The 18,366-nt window shown below is 69.8% G+C and carries 18 protein-coding genes; 6 read left to right on the top strand and 12 right to left on the bottom strand.

Annotated elements, in window-relative coordinates:
* From ACN675_RS14360 to ACN675_RS14350, 3 genes are all read right to left on the bottom strand, one after another.
* On the bottom strand, window positions 1–2,329 hold a 2,329-nt coding region (locus tag ACN675_RS14360), incomplete at its 3' end, for an AMP-binding protein (RefSeq protein ID WP_420751482.1).
* Between the two features lie 229 nt (window positions 2,330–2,558).
* Window positions 2,559–2,903: an HNH endonuclease gene (locus tag ACN675_RS14355; RefSeq protein WP_420751481.1), complete on the bottom strand. Its 345-nt coding sequence runs from the start codon at window positions 2,901–2,903 to the stop codon at window positions 2,559–2,561.
* A gap of 59 nt (window positions 2,904–2,962) precedes the next feature.
* A complete protein-coding gene (locus ACN675_RS14350; protein ID WP_420751480.1) occupies window positions 2,963–4,105 on the bottom strand; it encodes a DUF222 domain-containing protein in 1,143 nt (380 codons plus the stop codon).
* Window positions 4,106–4,183: 78 nt separating this feature from the next.
* Here ACN675_RS14350 and treY point away from each other — a divergent pair, with 78 nt between their 5' ends.
* A complete protein-coding gene (treY, locus tag ACN675_RS14345; protein ID WP_420751479.1) occupies window positions 4,184–6,538 on the top strand; it encodes a malto-oligosyltrehalose synthase in 2,355 nt (784 codons plus the stop codon).
* 57 nt (window positions 6,539–6,595) lie between these two features.
* Complete coding sequence (locus ACN675_RS14340) at window positions 6,596–8,797, top strand: molybdopterin-dependent oxidoreductase (protein WP_420751478.1); 2,202 nt, start codon at window positions 6,596–6,598, stop codon at window positions 8,795–8,797.
* Here the strand turns inward: ACN675_RS14340 and ACN675_RS14335 are convergent.
* Together ACN675_RS14335 and ACN675_RS14330 are read right to left on the bottom strand one after the other, a co-directional pair.
* Window positions 8,781–9,515, bottom strand: a complete 735-nt coding sequence (locus ACN675_RS14335; RefSeq protein ID WP_420751477.1) for an ABC transporter permease — start codon at window positions 9,513–9,515, stop codon at window positions 8,781–8,783. The genes ACN675_RS14340 and ACN675_RS14335 overlap by 17 nt on opposite strands.
* An 85-nt stretch (window positions 9,516–9,600) precedes the next feature.
* Window positions 9,601–10,596 (bottom strand): ABC transporter ATP-binding protein, encoded by a 996-nt coding sequence (locus ACN675_RS14330; RefSeq protein WP_420751476.1) that lies wholly within the window; start codon window positions 10,594–10,596, stop codon window positions 9,601–9,603.
* A 59-nt stretch (window positions 10,597–10,655) separates the two neighbouring features.
* Between ACN675_RS14330 and ACN675_RS14325 the strand changes: the two genes are divergently transcribed.
* Window positions 10,656–11,504, top strand: coding sequence for a TetR/AcrR family transcriptional regulator (locus ACN675_RS14325; RefSeq protein WP_420751475.1), 849 nt, complete (start codon window positions 10,656–10,658; stop codon window positions 11,502–11,504).
* A 40-nt stretch (window positions 11,505–11,544) separates the two neighbouring features.
* Here the strand turns inward: ACN675_RS14325 and ACN675_RS14320 are convergent, their stop codons facing one another.
* From ACN675_RS14320 to ACN675_RS14300, 5 genes are all read right to left on the bottom strand, one after another.
* Window positions 11,545–11,802: a chorismate mutase gene (locus ACN675_RS14320; RefSeq protein ID WP_420751474.1), complete on the bottom strand. Its 258-nt coding sequence runs from the start codon at window positions 11,800–11,802 to the stop codon at window positions 11,545–11,547.
* 50 nt (window positions 11,803–11,852) lie between these two features.
* Window positions 11,853–12,671, bottom strand: coding sequence for an ABC transporter permease (locus ACN675_RS14315; RefSeq protein WP_420751473.1), 819 nt, complete (start codon window positions 12,669–12,671; stop codon window positions 11,853–11,855).
* 29 nt (window positions 12,672–12,700) lie between these two features.
* Entirely contained in the window at window positions 12,701–13,483 is a 783-nt protein-coding gene (locus tag ACN675_RS14310; protein WP_420751472.1) for an ABC transporter permease, read from the bottom strand.
* A complete protein-coding gene (locus tag ACN675_RS14305; RefSeq protein WP_420751471.1) occupies window positions 13,480–14,442 on the bottom strand; it encodes an ATP-binding cassette domain-containing protein in 963 nt (320 codons plus the stop codon). The genes ACN675_RS14310 and ACN675_RS14305 overlap by 4 nt, the downstream gene beginning before the upstream one ends.
* Before the next feature lie 121 nt (window positions 14,443–14,563).
* Window positions 14,564–15,052, bottom strand: a complete 489-nt coding sequence (locus ACN675_RS14300) for a TIGR00725 family protein (RefSeq protein WP_420751470.1) — start codon at window positions 15,050–15,052, stop codon at window positions 14,564–14,566.
* A gap of 110 nt (window positions 15,053–15,162) precedes the next feature.
* On the opposite strand from ACN675_RS14300, the gene ACN675_RS14295 reads away from it, so the two are divergent.
* Complete coding sequence (locus ACN675_RS14295) at window positions 15,163–16,065, top strand: alpha/beta fold hydrolase (protein WP_420751469.1); 903 nt, start codon at window positions 15,163–15,165, stop codon at window positions 16,063–16,065.
* A gap of 20 nt (window positions 16,066–16,085) precedes the next feature.
* Here ACN675_RS14295 and ACN675_RS14290 read toward each other — a convergent pair whose 3' ends face one another.
* Window positions 16,086–16,706, bottom strand: a complete 621-nt coding sequence (locus tag ACN675_RS14290) for an FHA domain-containing protein (RefSeq protein WP_420751468.1) — start codon at window positions 16,704–16,706, stop codon at window positions 16,086–16,088.
* Between the two features lie 64 nt (window positions 16,707–16,770).
* Here ACN675_RS14290 and ACN675_RS14285 point away from each other — a divergent pair, with 64 nt between their 5' ends.
* A complete protein-coding gene (locus ACN675_RS14285; protein ID WP_420751467.1) occupies window positions 16,771–17,184 on the top strand; it encodes a YchJ family protein in 414 nt (137 codons plus the stop codon).
* A 24-nt stretch (window positions 17,185–17,208) separates the two neighbouring features.
* Window positions 17,209–17,637, top strand: a complete 429-nt coding sequence (locus tag ACN675_RS14280) for a PPOX class F420-dependent oxidoreductase (protein ID WP_420751466.1) — start codon at window positions 17,209–17,211, stop codon at window positions 17,635–17,637.
* Between the two features lie 18 nt (window positions 17,638–17,655).
* Here the strand turns inward: ACN675_RS14280 and ACN675_RS14275 are convergent, their stop codons facing one another.
* Complete coding sequence (locus tag ACN675_RS14275) at window positions 17,656–18,294, bottom strand: TetR/AcrR family transcriptional regulator (RefSeq protein WP_420751465.1); 639 nt, start codon at window positions 18,292–18,294, stop codon at window positions 17,656–17,658.
* Window positions 18,295–18,366: the final 72 nt, after the last annotated feature.

The following is an 18,366-nucleotide window of genomic DNA, read 5'->3' as shown; positions in this document are numbered from 1 at the left end:
CGCGGTCGTCGTCGGCGGGCCCGTAGGCGTGGTACGTGACGTCGACCGCGGCCTCGGTGGGGCCGTAGAGGTTGTGTACCCGGTCGCCGACCAGTTCGGCTGCCGCGCGGGCGGTCGCGGCCGGCAGCGCCTCACCCGAGCAGAAGATGCGGCGGACGGTCGCGAGGCGGTCCGGTGACGGCGCGGATTCGACGAATGCGGCCAGCATGGACGGCACGAAGTGCAGCGTGGTGATCCGCTCCGCGGCGATCACGTCGATGAGGTACTGGGGGTCGCGGTGACCGTCGGGTCGCGCCATCACGAGGGTGGCGCCGGTGATCAACGGCCAGAAGAACTCCCACACCGACACGTCGAAGCTCGAGGGAGTCTTCTGCAGGACCCGGTCGTCGGCGGTGAGCGGGTAGGTGTCCTGCATCCACACCAGGCGGTTCACGATCGCCCCATGGGTGACGACGACGCCCTTGGGTCGGCCGGTGGACCCGGATGTGTAGATCAGGTACGCGGCGTCGCGGACGGTGAGCGCCCGGTCGGCGTGCACGGGAATCGCTTCGGTGCGGGTCCGCAGGCCGGCGTCGGCGGCGGTGTCCGCGGCGATGACGGGCACGGTCAGGTCCGCGAGGAGATCGGTCCGATCGGCGGCGGTGGCATCGGTGACGACCGCGGCGGGCTCGGCATCGTCGAGGATGTAGGCGATCCGGTCCGCCGGGTAGGCGGTGTCGACGGGGACGTAGGCGGCGCCGGTGCGCAGGATTGCGCACAGCACCAGCGGCAGCCGCTCGGAGCGGGCGAGGAGCACCGCGACCCGATCTCCCACCCGGACTCCGTGCTCGCGCAGGTGATTCGCGAATCGCTCGACGGCCGCCTCGAATTCGCGGTAGCTCAGCGTGCGGTCCTCGAACCGGACGGCCGGGGCGTCAGGAGTCCGGCGCACCTGCCGGACGAGCAGGTCGTCGAGGGTGACGGGTTCGAGTTCGCGGACGGCTCCGGCGCCGAGTTCGGCGATCGTTGCGAGATCGGTGTCCAGGAGCATCGCGGTGCGCGCGACGGGCGTGCCGTCGGCGGAGAGCGCCGCCTCGACGAAGCGGGCCAGCCGCAGCGCGACGAGTTCCAGGTCCTTTTCGCTGTAGCGGTCGGCGTCGGCGTCGAACTGGAGCTCGACGGCGCCGGCGGCGGTCTGGCGCACGGTCAGGGACAGATCGCGGACCGGTCCGCGCGCGAGCGAATGCACCCGGGCGTCGAGTCCGTGGAAGCGCAGCTCGTCGCCGAACGGTTTGATGTTGAGCCACGGTCCGGACACGGCGGCACCGGATTCGGCGCGAACGTCGCGGGCGATCCGCTCCCCGCGGTACCGCCCGTGGGAACCGGCTGCACGGATCGCGGCTACCGCGGCGGCGGTCACGGACTCCGCGGTGGCGTCGGCGGCGACCGGAATACGCAGCGGCACGACGTTGACCGCCATCGTCGGGACCGTCATCGCAGCGGAGCCGAAGCGGTTCATCAGCGGGAACTCGAGCACGACCTCGCCGCTCCCGGTCCAGCCGGCGACGAACGCCGCGGTGAGCGCGGCCAGTGCGTCGCCCCACGTTCCGCGGGCGGTGCGGCCGAGCGCGGACAGCGCGGTGGTCAGCTCGGGGTCGAGCACGTGGGCGTGGGAGCGCACGCGCGCCGCGAATCCGGCCGCGGAGTTCCCGGTGGACAGGGTCACAGCGTCGGGGGCGCCGGTCAGGGTCTGCGTCCAGAATGCGCGGTCCTGTTCGGATTTCTCCGACGTCTCGTACTCCTCGTACTCCGCGACGACCGCGTCGACCGTCCCGAACCACGAGTCGGGGTCGGCCTCGCCGCGCACGGCGGCCGAGTATCGCTCGGCGGCGCGGCGTCCGAGAAGACCGAGACCGAAAGCGTCGAGGACGATGTGGTGCGCGGTGAGCACCACGATCGCGTGATCGTCGGCGAGCAGGAGGACCCGGGCCGTGACACAAGGGTCGGTTGCCGGGTCTATGACCTGCCGGACGCCGAGTCGCTCCCGGGCCGCTGCTTCCGAGTCGGGCAGAGCGCTGAGGTCCTCGATGGGGACCGCGGTGATGTCGTGGGCGCCGATCCACTGGACGACCCGTCCGTCCTCTTCACCGAAACGAGCCGAGAGGCCGTCGGCCTCACCGAGGGTCGCGGAAACGGCGTCGACGAGTGCCCTCGAGTCGAGGGCGCCGCGGAGTTCCCAGGCGTGCGAGACCACGTAGACCGCGGGTTCCTCGACTGCCTGCTGTCCGAACCACACACCGGCTTGAGCACCGGTGACGGGGATGGCGCGAACGACGGCAGTCGACATCATGAATGAAACTCCCAGGACAGCGCCCTCGGAGGCTTCTCCGAGGGCGAGCGGACACGGCAAGTTCGACTCGGGTCACACATCCCACCCGAGTCAACAGTTAGCTGAGCCTACCTTCAGTTAGGCAATCCTGAAATGCCGTCCCCTTCGCGCGTCGCCGACCGGCGCGGGAACGGAGAAGCCTTACCGGACAAAGTCCTAGAGAACGGAGAGCTCGGCGCGCCGGTCGCCGCTACGGGGAGCCCTCGTCACCTGCGCCGTCCCCGGCCGGTTCCCGCATCCACCGCTGTCGGTGCTCGCGCAGCTCGGTTTCGCGACGGGCACGGTAGTGCGCCAACGCCGCCGACAGCAGATCACCGAGGTGATGGCGGTGGTTGACCCGCGGTCTCTGCTCGGGATCGATGTGCGGCGGTGGAATCCATTCCGTACGGCCCGGGTGCTCGGAGATTGCCGGTGCGACGCGGGTTTCCCAGCCGCCGGGCCCGTCGTGCACCAGCGCGTGGCAGGCGTCGCACGCCAGGTCCTCGTTGCCGATGTCGGTGCGACCGCCGTCCCTCCATTCGGTGATGTGATGCACCGCCGTCAATGTCGCGGGCGCATCGCAACCCGGCCGGGTGCAACCACCCGAGGCGGCGATCAACGCGAGCCGCTGATCCGCCGACGCCAAACGCTTCGCGCGACCGAGGTGCAGCGGCCGGCCGTAGTGATCGATCCCCCAAGCACTCCGTGCAGGGAGGTGCCCCCAACCGCCAGCACCGGATGCGCCTTCTCGGCCATCCGCAACGCGTCCCGGATCGGCACCAGCCCACCGGAGGCGGTGGTCACGATGCCGGTTGCTTCCTCGAGCTGTTTCACGGTCATGGTCAGGATCGCGGTCACCGGCAACCCCCGGTGACTGCCCAGCACACCCGACGACAACAACTGCCGCAGGGCGACCTTCAACGCGTCGTGGTTGCGCTGCACCGCGGTGCGGGTGTCGCGGGCCGCGGCCTTGGCCAGCGCATCCCGGTCGAGGGCCTCGGATTCGATATCACCGGACGGTGATTCGGGATCGTCCGGATTGTTCATGCCCGGCCGGGCGAGTTTCGCCAGCACCGGTTCGAGCAGTGCCCGGGTTTCCGGATCGATGAGTCCGGAGATCGGGGTCATGAGATCGACACCCTGCTTGCCGATCCGCAGACCGCGACGCCGTTTGCGTTCCTTCTCGTCCGGCACGTCCCCGTCCGGATTCAGATACGCGAGCAGATGCGCACCGAGTTTCACCAGATCGTCGGGCGTGACCGAACACGCCGCATCCGCCAGGATCTTCTCCGCGACGGTGATCTCGTCGAACCCGACCCCGTGCGGCACCTTCCGCATCACCTTCGCCACCGCCGCGACATGATCCGGCCCGATCGCACCAGAACGCGCCGCGACTGCCATGACCGGCAGTTCGGGTTCGAGGTCCTCACCGTCGAGGCAATGCCAGGTGCCGACCTTCTTCGCGCCCTTGACCCGCCGCGCCGCATCCGCGGCGGAGATCCGCAGCATGCCGATGAGGAAGTCGTTGACCGAGCGGCAGCCGAGCTGGCCCGGGATCATGCGTTCGGTGGTCTCGACGACCAGGCGGTGCCCGACCGCCGAGGCCTTGCGTAGGGAGGTTTCCAGGCGTTGCAGGACGGCGACGATGTCGTCGTCGGTCAGGCCGGTGAGGTCGTCGACGAGCAGGCGCTCGAGGGCCTGATCAAGCGCGCCCAACCGCGCCCGGACCGCGCCCTCTTCGATCCCCATCGAAAGCATGTTCGAATATTAGCGAAGGGGTCCGACAAGAACCGGTGAACGAGTCGACCGCCGCAATTCCGTCTAAGGTGACTGCACATGGAGCCATCCGAGGTACCTGCGGTCCAGGCAACCTACCGCCTGCAACTGCGGGGCGACGGGCTGCGATTCGACGACGCCGCAGCCCTCGTCGAGTACCTCGCCGAGCTCGGGATCAGCCACCTCTATCTGTCCCCCGTCCTCACGGCGACGGTCGGATCAACCCACGGCTACGACGTCACCGACCCGGCCACTGTCTCCGAGGCGCTCGGTGGCCGCGCCGGGCTCGAAGCGCTCGCTGCTCGCGCGCGATCCCGCGGCATGGGCCTGGTGATCGACATCGTGCCCAACCACGTCGGCGTCGCCGACGCCCGCCAGAACCGCTGGTGGTGGGATCTGCTGCAGCACGGGCAGCAATCCCGGTACACCCGGTACTTCGACGTCGATCGGGAATCGGACGGCACCGACGGGAAGATCGCGCTGCCCGCACTGGGCTCCGGCGCCGGCCCCGACGACCTGACGGTGGATCGCACCGGGCCGGAACCCATGCTCGCCTACTACGACAAGCGCTTTCCCGTCGCACCCGGCACCGACACCGGAACCGCCGCCGAGGTACACGAGCGGCAGGCGTACCGGTTGGTGCCGTGGGACTCGGGGCTCGTCGGCTATCGGCGGTTCTTCACGATCGACGATCTCGCCGCGGTGCGCGTCGAGGATCCCGTCGTGTTCGACGACGCGCACGTACAGGTCGCCGAGTGGGTGGCGGACGGACTTGTCGACGGAATCCGGGTCGACCACCCGGACGGTCTTGCGGACCCGACCGGCTATCTCGTCCGGTTGCGAGCGCTGCTCGGGCAGGACCGCTGGCTGGTGATCGAGAAGATCCTCGGCGCCGACGAACCGCTCGATCCGACGCTGCCGGTGGACGGCACCACCGGGTACGACGCGTTGAACGAGCTCGCGGCCGTATTCGTCGATCCACGAGGTGAATCGGCTCTGACCGAAGTGTCCCGTAGATGTACCGGCACGGCCGAGGACGCGGCGTGGTTCCACGAGCAGGAGGTGCAGTCGAAACGCGCGGTCCTGACCGAGGGACTGGCACCGGAGGTACGCCGGCTCGTGCGTGCGGTGCGGCGCGATGCGGGCACGGCCGGTGTCGACTCGGGTGCGCTGCGCGAGGCGGTGGTCGCGGTCGCGGCGGCGCTGCCGGTGTATCGGGCCGACTATGCGCCGCTCGCGGGCCTGCTGCCGCGGATCGTCGGCGAGGTCGCGGGTGCTCGCCCCGAACTCGAGGCGGCGCTGCAGCTTCTCGTCCGGGCATTGTCGACGGGAGGGGAAGCAGCGGCCCGGTTCGGCCAGGTGTGCGGCGCCGCGACCGCGAAGGCGGTGGAGGACCGGCTGTTCTACCGTGCCTCCCGGCTGATCTCGCTGCAGGAGGTGGGCGGGCAGCCGGGACGGTTCGCAATGCCGGTCTCGCAGTTCCATCTGGCATGGCAGGAGCGAGCACAACGGTGGCCGCAGGCGATGACCGCCCTGTCGACACACGACACCAAACGCAGCGAGGACGTCCGCGCCCGCATCTCGGTGCTCTCCCAGGTCGCAACGCAGTGGGCCGCTCACCTGGCCGAGTGGGACGATCTCGCGCCGAGTCCCGACCCCGCCTTCGGATCGTTCCTGCGGCAAACCCTGTTCGGGGTGTGGCCCGAGGACGGGGCGGTCACCAGCGAGCTACGCGGACGGGTTCACGAGTACGCGCGAAAGGCACTGCGGGAAAACGGGACACGAACGACGTGGACGCAGGTCGACGACGAGTTCGAGGCCGCGGTCGCGGGCTGGATCGACGCCGTGATCGACGGTCCGGTGCACGACGCGATGACCTCGTTCGTCGGCTCGGTCTCCCGGCACGTCGCGGCGGTGTCGCTCGGCCAGAAGCTGCTGCAACTGCTCGGACCGGGGATTCCCGACGTGTATCAGGGCACCGAACTGTGGGACGACTCGCTCGTCGATCCCGACAACCGGCGCCCGGTGGACTTCGACGCCCGCTGCCGGCTGCTCGCCGACCCCGCGGCGGCGCCGCCGAAGTTCCGGGTCGTGCGCGAGTCGCTGCAACTGCGCCGGGCACGGCCGTCGAGTTTCGTCGGCGGCGCGTACGTGCCGTTGGTCGCGTCGGGTCCTGCTGCCGGGCACGTCCTGGCATTCGGACGCGGACCGGCTGCCGACGACCTCGACGTCGTCGCGGTGGCCACTCTGCACACCGTGATACTCGACGATATCGGCTGGGAGGGAACGGTTCTCGATCTTCCCTCGGGACGCTGGGCGGATCGGCTCACCGGCCGGACATTTGCCGGCTCGGTGCCCGTGAGCGAGATCCTCGGCACGCTGCCGGTCGCGGCCCTCGCCCGCGACGACGGGTGAACATCCGTACTGTCGACCTTCGTCACGAGCGACTCGCGACAGTGCTAGGTTGCACACATGACCGCGGAGGGGGCCGCTGTGTCCACACGTACCGTCGCTCGTCAGTGCACCCTGTGTGAGGCGCACTGCGGAATACGCGTCACCGTCGACCACGACCGGGTCACCCGCATCGAAGGCGATCCCGATGACGTGCTCTCGCGCGGCTACATCTGCCCGAAGGCCACCGCGCTCGCGGGTCTGCACCACGACCCGGACCGGCTGCGTCGCCCGATGCGTCGTGTCGGCGACGGCTTCGAGGAGATCGGCTGGGACGAGGCGTTCGCTCTCGCCGGGAAGCGCCTGCGTGCCGTCCGGCGACGGCACGGCCGCGACGCGATCGCGATGTACCTGGGGAACCCGGCCGCACACAGCTCGTCGGTCGTCTACGGCATCGCGCTGCGCGTCGCCCTTCTGACCCGGAAGTTCTACTCGGCGTCCTCGATCGATCAGTTCCCGCAGGAGTTCGCGGCGTGGAAGATGTTCGGCTCGAACGTACTGATGCCGATCGCGGACATCGACCGCACCGACCGACTGCTGGTCCTCGGCGCCAATCCCGCGGTGTCCAACGGCTCGATCACCACGATGCCCGACGCCCGCGGGCGGATCGCCGCGATCCGTCGCCGCGGTGGCACCGTGGTCGTCGTCGACCCGCGGCGCACCGAGACGGCACGGCTGGCGGACGAGCACGTCGCGGTACGTCCGGGCGGCGATCCGTATTTGCTGCTCGGCATGCTGCACACGATCCTCACCGAGGGCACCGGCCCGGCACCGGGCACCGTGCCGCTGACCGGCGTCGAGGAGCTCGCCGAGCTGGTCGCACCCTGCACGCCCGAGGCGATGGCGTCCCGTGCCGGGGTGGACGCGGACACGATCCGGCGCCTGGCCCGCGACCACGTCGCGGCCCGGTCCGCGATCGCGTACGCCCGCATCGGCGTCTGCCACCAGGTCACCGGCACCCTCACCCACTGGCTGGTGAACACCCTCAACGCCGTGACCGGAAATCTCGACCGGCCGGGCGGACAGATGTTCGCGACACCACCGATCGACGCGGCCCGTCTCGTACGGCTGCTCGGTTCGGGCTACGGCCTGTGGAGCAGCCGCACCGGCGAGCACAAGTCGTTCCGGACGGAACTGCCGGTGGTGGGTTTGGCCGACGAGATGCTCGGTGACGGAAAGGGTTCCGCCGGCCCCGTCCGCGCGCTGGTCACCTACGCCGGAAACCCGGTGCTGTCCACCCCGCAGGGCGGTCGCCTCGACGAGGCCCTCGAGGGTCTCGACTTCTTCGTCGCGGTCGACATGTATCTCACCGAGACGTCCCGGCACGCCGACCTGATCCTGCCGCCGGTGTCCCACCTCGAGCGGGAGGAGTTCGACTTCCTGTTCCCGGTCTTCTCCGTCCGCAACAACGCACGGTTCAACGCCCGGGTGTTCGAGCCGGCGGCGGATGCGCTCGAAGACTGGCAGATCCTGTCGCGCCTGACCCTCGAGGTGCTTCCGCTTCCGTTGCGATCGCGACTGACTCGTCCTCTCCGCACCCTGCTCGACCGGCTCAGCCCGCTGCGGCTCGGTGCGCTCGGTGTCCTGACCGGCCCGCACGGTGTGCTGCGCCGCGGGCGTCGGGGGCTGACGCTCGGGAAGATCCGGCGCTCCCCCGGCGGGGTCGACCTCGGGCCGCTGCAACCGCGGCTGCGGTCCCTGGTGGCCACCCGGGACCGCCGTGTGCACGTGGCGCCGCCGGAATTCGTCGACGAGACACGCCGTCTGCTCGCCGGGACCGAGAACGACGCGCGGGACACCGAATTCGACCTGCGCCTGATCGGACGGCGGCACCTGCGGTCGAACAACTCGTGGATGCACAACATTCCGACGATGGTCAAGGGCCGCGACCGGTGCACGGTCCTGATGCATCCCGACGACGCCGCGTCCCGCTCGCTCGTCCACGGCCAGCCGGTGACCGTGCGCTCCCGGATCGGCAGCATCGTGGTGCCCGTCGAGGTCAGCGACGAGATCCGGGCCGGCACCGTCGCGATTCCGCACGGCTGGGGTCACGACGAGAAGGGTGTCGGCTGGTCCACGGCCGCCGCGCACCCCGGCGCCAACGTCAACCTGCTGCACGATCCGGCGGTGACCGACACCTTCACCGGCAACGCCGCCGTGAACGCGACGATGGTGAACGTGGCCGCGACCACCGCGGGCACCGCCGTCAGACCGTCCGATTGACCGTGCGGATGCCGACCCACAACCCGACCGCGCAGGTTGCGAACGCGGCGACGAAACCCCACGCGACGTCGCTGTCCCACAGCGTGCCGGTGAACAACGCACGCTCGGCGTCGACGATGTAGGTCAGCGGGTTCGCCTTCGCCGCCGCCTGCATCCACGCGGGTCCGGAGTCGAGCGGCAGCATCATGCCGGCGAGCAGCAGCAGGGGGAAGATCACGGACTGCTGGACGCCCCAGAACAGCCACTCCCGGCCCTTCGCGGCCAGGCCCAGCGCGTAGGACAGCGCACCGAGACCGATCCCGAAGATGCCCAGGATCAACAGGCCCACGAGCACCTGGATCGGATAGAAGGCCAAGCCGAACGGGATCGCGGCGACCGTGATGAGCAGTGCCTGCCCGACGAGCGGTGCGAACTCCTTGAGCGCGCGGCCGACGAGGATGGACGAGCGGTCCAGGGGCGTTGCGAGGATGCGTTCGTAGGCACCGGTCATCAACTCGTACAGCAGGTTGCCGCCGACCATGCCGGTGCCGAAGATCGCGATCATCACGAGCACACCGGGCAGGAACCACTGCAGCGCCGTCTCCCCGCCGATGCCACCCGCGCCGAGCATGCCGTCCAGCAGCGGACCGAACAACGCGAGGAACACCAGCGGCTGCAGCAGCGAGAAGATCAGCGTGAACGGATCGTGCAGCACGACGAGGATCTCGCGCGTGAACACCGCCCCGGTGTCGTGGAGCCACTATCTGAGCCGCGAGCGATCTTCCAGGCATATGATCCGGCCGCGGTCCGGTCGATCACGTAGGTCATGCCGCCTCCTCGCGCAGGGACCTGCCGGTCAGATTGAGGAACACGTCGTCGAGCGACGCGGGTTTCACATCGGTCGAGGTGACGGACACGCCCGCGGCTTCCAAGGCTCGCATCAGCGGCGGAACCAGCTCGGGGCCGTTGCGTGTGCTGAGCGCGAGCCGCACCGCGCCCGCGCCGGTCACCGATTCGGTCACGGACACGACAGCGGACGGCAGCACCGACCGTGCGGTCGCCGGGCTCTGCCCCGCGGCCAGTTCGACGGTGACGACGTCGTCGGCGTAGTCCCGTTCGAGTACCTCGGGTGCGGCGTCTGCGATGACGGTGCCGTGGTCGATCAGCACGATCCGCTCGGCCATCGCGTCGGCCTCGTCGAGGTAGTGGGTGGTGAGCAGCAGCGTCATTCCGTTCTCCTCGCGCAACCGCAGGACGTGCTCCCACAGGTTCGCGCGGGCGTGCGGGTCGAGCCCGGTGGTGGGCTCGTCCAGGAACAGCAGGCGCGGACGGTTCATCAGGCCCATCGCGACGTCGAGCCGGCGGCGCTGTCCGCCCGAGAGGGATTGCACGGTGCGCTTCTCCAGTCCGGTCAGCTCCAGCGCCTCGAGCAGGTCGGCGGCACGCCGTTTCGCGACGTCTCCGGGGACGGAATAGAACCGCGCCTGGTTCCGCAGTTCGTCGCCGACCCGGTACGAGTAGCCCCCGGCGTTGCCCTGTCCGACGTACCCGATGCGGGCCCGCACCGCAGCCGGCTCGCGCACGACGTCGCGGCCGGCGACCTCGGCGGTTCCGGAGGTCGGCGTCAGCACCGAGGTGAGCATCCTGATGGTGGTGGACTTTCCGGCGCCGTTGGGGCCGAGGATCGCCACGAGTTCCCCTCGGGCGACATCGAGGTCGATGCCTTTGACTGCCTCGACGGTCTCTTTCCTGCGACGAAAGGTCTTGGTGAGTCCCCTCGCCCGAATCGCGTTTTCCGTACGGTGTACCGATTCAGTCACAGATTTGACGGTACGCTGTACGAAAAGCACGCGCAACGGCATTTTTCCGAGGAGTTCGAGTGGTCGAGATCGATCCGGCCGACAACACCGCGCCCCCGGCGGGTGGCAAGCGATTCGCACCCCTGTGGGAACCGCCGCCGGCGCCGACGCGTGGCCGGCCCGCACGCGTGAACCGCACACAGATCGTCGACGCCGCGGTCGCGATCGCCGACGAGCGCGGACTCGACGCGGTGTCGATGCGCTCGGTCGCGCGGGCGCTCGGCGTCGGCACGATGACCCTCTATTCGCATGTGCCGTCCCGGGACCATCTGATCGATGCCATGATCGACCGCGCCTACGCCGACTTCGCACTGCCCGACCCGGACCTGCCGTGGCGAACCGCACTCGAAACCTATGCGCGCGGGTACTTTTCGCTGCTGCGGTCCCATTCCTGGCTCCTCACCGTGAACACCTGGCGAATGCCGTTGGCACCCCACGTCTTCGACGCGGACGAGGCCGCCTTCCGGATCCTCGTCGACACCGGCCTGACCGCGAACCAGGTCGTCGAGACGATCGGCATCGTGCGGCAGGCCGTGTCCGGGTTCGCGCGCGCCGCCGCCGCGGAGATCGCCGACGAACGCGACCAGGGCACCGACTACGAGGCGTACTGGTCCGCGCAGACCGACTTCTGGGAGAACACCTTCGACCCGGCCCGCTACCCGACGATGACGCGGTTGTGGACGATGGGAGCGTTCGACGACGCCGCCACTCCGTTCGACCTGCGCATCGGCGCGCTGCTCGACACCATCGAGCTGCTCATCGAGCGGGCCGGCGGCTCCGGAACTGCTGTCCCGTCGTTCGACGAGTGCGTTCGCATGTCCGGACCCGACCCGGCCGGCTGTGCGGACGTCGACACAGCCGACGCATGAGCCCCTGAGCTTCCGCAGTCCCCCGTCGGCCGGTGTGGCGTCAGCGCAGCCGGAGCAGACTCATCGCCATCGCCGTCCCGGATCCCCCGAGTTCGCTGGTGTACCGGCGGATCACGTCGATGTCGTCCGCGTGGGTCACCCGCGGCGACCCTGCGACGACACGCGCCTCCGCGATGCGCCGGGCCAGTTCCGTGCGCTGCTGCACTGCGGCGACAATGCCGGCGTCGAGCCGGTCCATCTCGTCGTAGAGCCGGCCGACCTCGAGTTCGGCGAGTGTGGGTCTGATGATCGCGGTCACGTCGTTTTCTCCTTCTGGTGATGGGAACTGATTTCGGTCCGACCGGATGGTCAGCACAGAGCGCGGCGGTACCGGCGCACGAGCGGGATCGCGCATCCGGCGATCAGGACGGCCGACCACGCGAGTATCCGGACCAGCGGTTCGGCGACGGGACCACCGAGTGAGAACGCCTGCATGGTCTCGACCGCCGCGGTCATCGGCTGGTTCTCCACCAACGGTCGGATCCAGCCGGGATAGGCGGTCACCGGAACGAAACCCGGGTTGAAGAACAGCAACAGCGTGCACAGGAGTGAAACAGCCTCGACCACACCGGTATTCGACCAGGTCAGACCGATGGTGGTGACGAGGACCGCGAAGCCGACTCCGAAGATCACCGGCACCGCCACGAAACCGAGCGCGGCGAGAGCTCCGGCGTGGAACCGGAATCCGAGCGCCATCCCGATGGCCACGATCACCGTGGTGGTCGCGGCGATCCGCACCGCCTCTGCAACCGAGCGCGACAACAACGCCGACGCCCGGTGGACCGGCAGTGTCCACAGCCGTCCCGGCAGGCCCGCCTCGCATTCACGACGGAGGGTGATCGTTCCGGCGAGCGAACCGAGCAACGCGCTCATCACCGCGACCATGGGCACCGTGCCGTACAGCGCGTCGTGACCGGCGAAGGCGGTGACCTGCCGGCCCAGCACGACGTCGAGCATCACCAGCATCGCGACCGGATAGGCGAGGGTCTGGACCACGGTCATGGGGTCCCGGCGCCAGCGGGTGAGCAGTCGGTGCGACTGCAACCAGGTGTGCGGCAGCAACATCCGGATCGAGTTCTCCGCCGGGGGAACGATTGTCGTCACAGGAATCCCCTGAGTCGTGGTCATGCCGGTTGTCGAGGTTGTGCCCGCCGTGGTCATGCCCGCCTCCCGATGACGCGCACGGCCATCCATCCGACGATCCCGAGCAGGGCGCACAGCCACAGCAACGTCGGAACCACCAGGTGAGCGTCGAAGGCACCGTCGGCCAGTGCGCGCAGCGTGACCGTGAACTGGGAGACCGGCTGATTGCGGACGATCGGCTGTGCCCACTGCGGAAACTGTTCGAGGGGAAGGAATCCGCACGAGAACATGCCCAGGACGAGTTGCGGAACGGCCAGCGCGCGAGTGGTGGCCTCCGGGCTGCGCGAGAGTGTGCCCAGGACGTCGGCGGCGAGAGCGAGGATCACCCCGATCGCCAGTGCTGCCGCGCAGAACGCAACAGCGGCGGTGGGTCCGGCATCGAAACGGAAACCGATCACGTGACCGCACACCACGGCAACGGCGACCGCGAGCACGCAGCGCACGGTGCTCGCCGAGACCCGTGCGGTGACCGGGACGACCGCGGGTATCGGCATCGCCGCGAACCGCCGGTCGACGCCGCGCACCGCGTCGGTGGCCGCGACGAACGCGGCGGTGATCGCCGTGAAGGACACTGCCTGTAAGGCGATCAGCGGCATGAGGTACCGCCCGTATTCGACGGTGCCACCGGAGAACCGCGTGATCACCGCATGCAACGGGACGTAGAAGCCGAGGGTGAACACGATCGGCGCGATCAGCGCGGTCAGCATCGATCCGCCGCGCAGCGCCGATCCCAGCCCGCGGGCCGTGAGCACCCACCACTGGCGGATCGGTGTGCTTTCGGGGGCGAGGCCGGTCATGCCGCGACCTCCAGCGGCGCCGTTTCGCTTCCGGTGAGGGCGAGGAACACCTCGTCGAGCGACGGGCGGCGCAGCGCGATGTCCGCGATCTCGATGCCCCGGGCCGCGACCGCGGCGGCGACCCGGGCGAGGGTGCCGGCCCCGTCGGGGGCGGGCACCGCGATCCGGTCGGCTCCGATCTCGACCGCTCCGTAGGTGAGGGTGCGGACGACGTCCGCGATCTCGGTGACGTCGCCGGGGCGCAGCGGCACCACCTCGCAGAAACTGCCGCCGACGCGGTCCTTGAGCCGGACGGCGGTGTCGTCGGCGACGACGACACCCCGATCGACGACGACGATGCGGTCGGCGAGCAGGTCCGCTTCCTCGAGGTACTGGGTGGTCAGCAGCGTCGTGATGCCCTGCGCCTTGAATCCGGCGACCAGGTCCCACACTCGTTGCCGGCTGCGCGGGTCGAGCCCGGTGGTGGGTTCGTCGAGAAACACCACCCGGGGTGGGACGACGAGGCCGCAGGCGATGTCGATGCGGCGGCGCATGCCACCGGAGTACCGGCCGACGGGGCGGTCGGCAGCGTCGTCCAGGTCGAATTCCGCGATCAGTTCCCGGGCGCGGGCACGGGCGGCGCGTCGTCGCATGCCGAGGAGCCGCGCGAACAGCACGAGATTCTCGAATCCGGTGAGCGAGTCGTCGAGCGCGGCGTACTGGCCGGTGAGCATGATCGATCGCCGGACACCGGCCGCGTCGGTGACCACATCGTGCCCGGCGACGACGGCCCGCCCGGAATCCGGGCGGAGGAGTGTCGCGAGGATGTTCACCACGGTGGTCTTGCCGGCCCCGTTCGGCCCGAGGACCCCGAGCACCTCACCGGGGGCGGCGGCGAAGCTCACTCCGCGCAATGCCTCGACCGGGCCGAAGCTCTTGGTGACATCTTCGACGAGCAGCGACTGTGTTCGGTCCGGCACGGGGTCCTCCTGGCTGACGGCGGAAAGGCGTGATGTCCACGCTCTCCCGGCCGCGTCCTCCGCGATACCCACCCCAGAGGTGGTCCGCCACCACCTCGGCGACCTCCGTTCCCGGCAGCTCCTACTGCCGTCCCTCGAGCGGATCCTTCCGCCAGAGCAGGGCGTGCAGGCATTCGACGGCCTCTTCGGGGTCGGCGACGGCCAGCACGCCGGGGCCGGGCATCTGCCAGCCCCCGATCGACACGACGGGAACACCGGTCCGGACCGACAGCGCGATCTCGCTCATGGTGCCCCAGCTTCCTCCGACCGCGATCAACGCGTCGCTGGTGCGCACGAGCAGGGCGTTGCGCATCTCCCCCATCCCGGTGGGTATCGACACCGTCAGGTAGGGGTTGCCGTCGAGCCGTTCGTCACCGGGCAAGAGGCCGATCGTGGTGCCGCCGGCCTCGATCGCGCCGCGCGACGCCGCCGCCATCACCCCGCCCAATCCGCCGGTCACGACCACCGCGCGCCGCCCGGCCAGCAGTCCGCCGACGCGACGGGCGACGCGGCGCTGCTCCGGGGTGGCGTCGCCGGGTCCGACGACGCCGACATACCGCTGCTCGTGCATTTTTCGATTGTCCACCAACCCAAGGTGTTGTGGAGTCCACTCCGGGGTTGCGGACTTCCACCGCCTGGATCGGTCGTGGTCACCGCGGTGCCGGGCGCACCCTGATCGCCATGACCACCATTCGCAGTGCCCGGCTCGTCCGGCGCGTCACGGTACTTGCGGACGACGGAGTTCCGCTGGCCGTCCGGGAGGTCGGGGCCGCCACCGCGCCGCTGACGGTTCTGTTCGTCCACGGTCACTGCAATCACACGGAAAGCTGGTCGCCGCTTCGGGATTCGCTTCTGCGGCTGACGGGCCCGTCGGTGCGGATGGTGTTCTTCGACCACCGCGGGCACGGCCGCTCCGGTGGCGCTCCCGCCGAGACGTACACCGTCGAGCAGCTGGGCCGGGATCTCGGCGCGGTGCTGAACGCGGTGGCGTCCGGCCCGGTTGTGCTGGTCGGGCATTCGATGGGCGGCATGGCGATCCTGTCGTACGCGCGGCAGCATCCGCACGAGATCGGCCGCCGGGTGGCGGGGATCGGCCTGATCGCGACGGCAGCCGGCGATCTGCACCGGTCCGGTCTCGGGCGGTACCTGCACAGCCCGGCGGTGGAGCTGTTCCACCGGGCGGTGACGCGGGCGCCGCGCATCATGCAGCGAGCGATCCGGTTCGGCGGACGCGTGGGCGTGTTGCTGGTGCCGCCCGCGGACCGTCCGGGCTCGGAGGGCCGCTGGGCTGCGTTGTTGAAGGTCCTGCACAGCGATACGTCGGTGGTGACGATGGCCGGGTTCCTGCGGTCGTTCGCGGCCCTCGACGAGTCGGCGGCCCTGACGGTGCTCGCGGCGGTGCCGGCACTGGTGCTGTGCGGTTCCGCCGACGAGTGGACCCCGTTCGAGTTGTCGTCGGGGCTGGCATCGCGGCTGCCGCTCGCGGAGCTGGTGCGCGTCGACGGGGCCGGGCACTCGGTGATCGGCGAGCGGGCCGACGAGGTCGCGCAGGCGCTGGCGGGCCTGCTGCGGAGGGTCGCCTGAGCAGGCCGGCCGGGGTCGCCTCAGAGATCCCGCTCGGTGATGACGCCGCTGTGCAGGGCCAGCTCGGCGAGCCGCACCCGCTTGAGGTTCTGCGGCAGATCCTCGACACCGAACTTGGTGAACAACGCGCGCAGGTGGGTCTTCACGGCGTCGACGCTGAGGTAGAGCTCCGCGGCGATCGCCTGATTCGAGGCGGGGGTGGCGAACGCGGCGCCGTGCTTGTACGGGCGGCACAGGGCGACCAGCACATTGCGCTGGGTTTCCGTGACGGAGCGGACCGTCGGCAACTCCGACGCGACCCGGGTCGCCTCGTCCGGCCCGACCCCGATCTCCTGGAATGTCAACCGGATCGAGCCGATACGGATACTGTCGCCTTCTCGCAGCCGCCGTCGCCCGGTGATGCGCTCACCGTTGACGAACGTTCCGTTGCGCGACAATCCGTCGTCGACGATCGTCCAGTGCGTCCCGAGCCATTCGACGACCGCGTGAAGCCGCGACACCTCCTCGTCGCCGGTGAACGGCACATCCGAGTCCGGTGACCGGCCGATCGTGACACGCGGTGTCGCGGGCGACAGTTCGAAACGATGCTGCCGGCCCTGCTTGTCGATGTAGCTCAGTCGTGACTCGATACCGACGCTCACTGCGACCTCCCGGAGACGGAATCCATCGTGCCCGTCACCGATTGACTCGGCAAGGGCCGCGATAATGGATGTCGTGAACCGTCGACGTACCCGAGTACCTGCCGCTGATTCCCCGTGCCCGTGTGGTCGCGGAGTGCCGTTCGGGGAGTGCTGTGGCCCGTTGCTCGACGGCGCGGACGCACCGACCGCAGAGCGGTTGATGCGGTCCCGGTACACGGCGTTCGCGGTCGGGAACGTCGAGCATCTCGAGCGCACGTGGCATCCGAGCGCCCGTCCGGCCCGCCTCGAGCTGGATCCGGACCAGCGGTGGACGGGACTCGAGGTGTTGCACACGACCGGCGGCGGTTTCCTGCACACCGAGGGCACCGTCGAGTTTCGCGCCCACTACACGTACAACGGCGTCGAGGACATCCTGCACGAGCACAGTCGATTCGTGCGCGAGGACGGCCGCTGGCTGTATCTCGACGCCCTGCCCTGACCCGGCATCCCACAAGGAGGAGACGTGTCGTTCACCGAGGAAGAGATCGCCTACCTGCAGTCGCAGCCGCTGGCACGCTTCTCTACGGTCGGCCCGGACGGTCAGCCCGACGTCGTGCCCGTCGCATTCGAACTCGACGGCCCGTACGTGTGGGTCGGCGGCGTCGGCGAGGCGGTCCTGGGCACCCGCAAATTCCGTAACATCCTGGCCGGCAACGACAAGGTCGCGCTCGTCGTCGACGACCTCGTCTCGTTCGATCTGTTCGTCGCGCGGTCGATCCGGATCTACGGCCGCGCCGAACCACCGATCGAACGGGTCGGGATGGTCGGGCCGGGCATCTTCTCCCGGATCACGCCGACGATCTCGTGGAGCTGGAACCTGTCCGGCGAACCCGCCGGGAGCGAGTGGCACGAGCCGCGGCGGACGGTGCACGGTCCGCCGGCGGGCGCCTGAACTCCGCGCAGGAGCATCTCAGCGCAGCAACGTCGCGCGCAGGGTGTCCGTCAACCACGTCCGATACTGCTCGACGTCCCAGCCGCAAGTGCGGCGCAGCAACGCGTGCACCTGGGGCGAGCTGAGCGTGAAGAGCACATCCGCGGCGTGCTCGACGCTCACCCCGTCCCGGAGCAGCCCGCTCGCGCGCAGGCCCTCGGCGATGGTGCGGGCGTTCTCGGCGGTCGCGCGGGCGTCCTCGTCCGCGAAGCGCCGCATGTCCTCGTCCGCGCCCGACGACTCGATCGACGTCATGAGCAGGCCGCCGGCCCGTTCGAGCATGTCGGTGCCGAATCCGACCACGTGCTCGAGGATCAGGTCGGCGTCGGAACCCCCGTGCGCGCTCTCCCGTCGCGCTGGGACGGCGGGGTCACCGGTCCCGGCGACCGCGTCGTCGAGTGCCTCACGGAACAGTTCCGACTTGCCTCCGGGGAACGCCGTGAACACCGTCCGGACCGCGACCCCGGCCTCGTCGGCGATCTGCTTGACCGTGGTGCACACGTAGCCGTCGCGGACGAACAACCGCGCACCCGCGGCACGGACGGCGGCGCGGGTGCGACGAGCGGCTTCTTCCCGAAGCGGGGACTTGTACGTCCTCTTCCCGGTGTTCTCGGACATCGCGAGCAACCCTAGCCCATCGGATGCATCCTCGATGCATCCGAATCGGGGCATCCGAATCGGGTGAAGCTG

It is taken from the genome of Rhodococcus sp. O3, from assembly GCF_048897285.1.
GTDB lineage: Bacteria > Actinomycetota > Actinomycetes > Mycobacteriales > Mycobacteriaceae > Rhodococcus.
The sequence above is the reverse complement of the archived record's forward strand: the minus strand, read 5'-3'. Positions and strand labels throughout refer to the sequence as shown.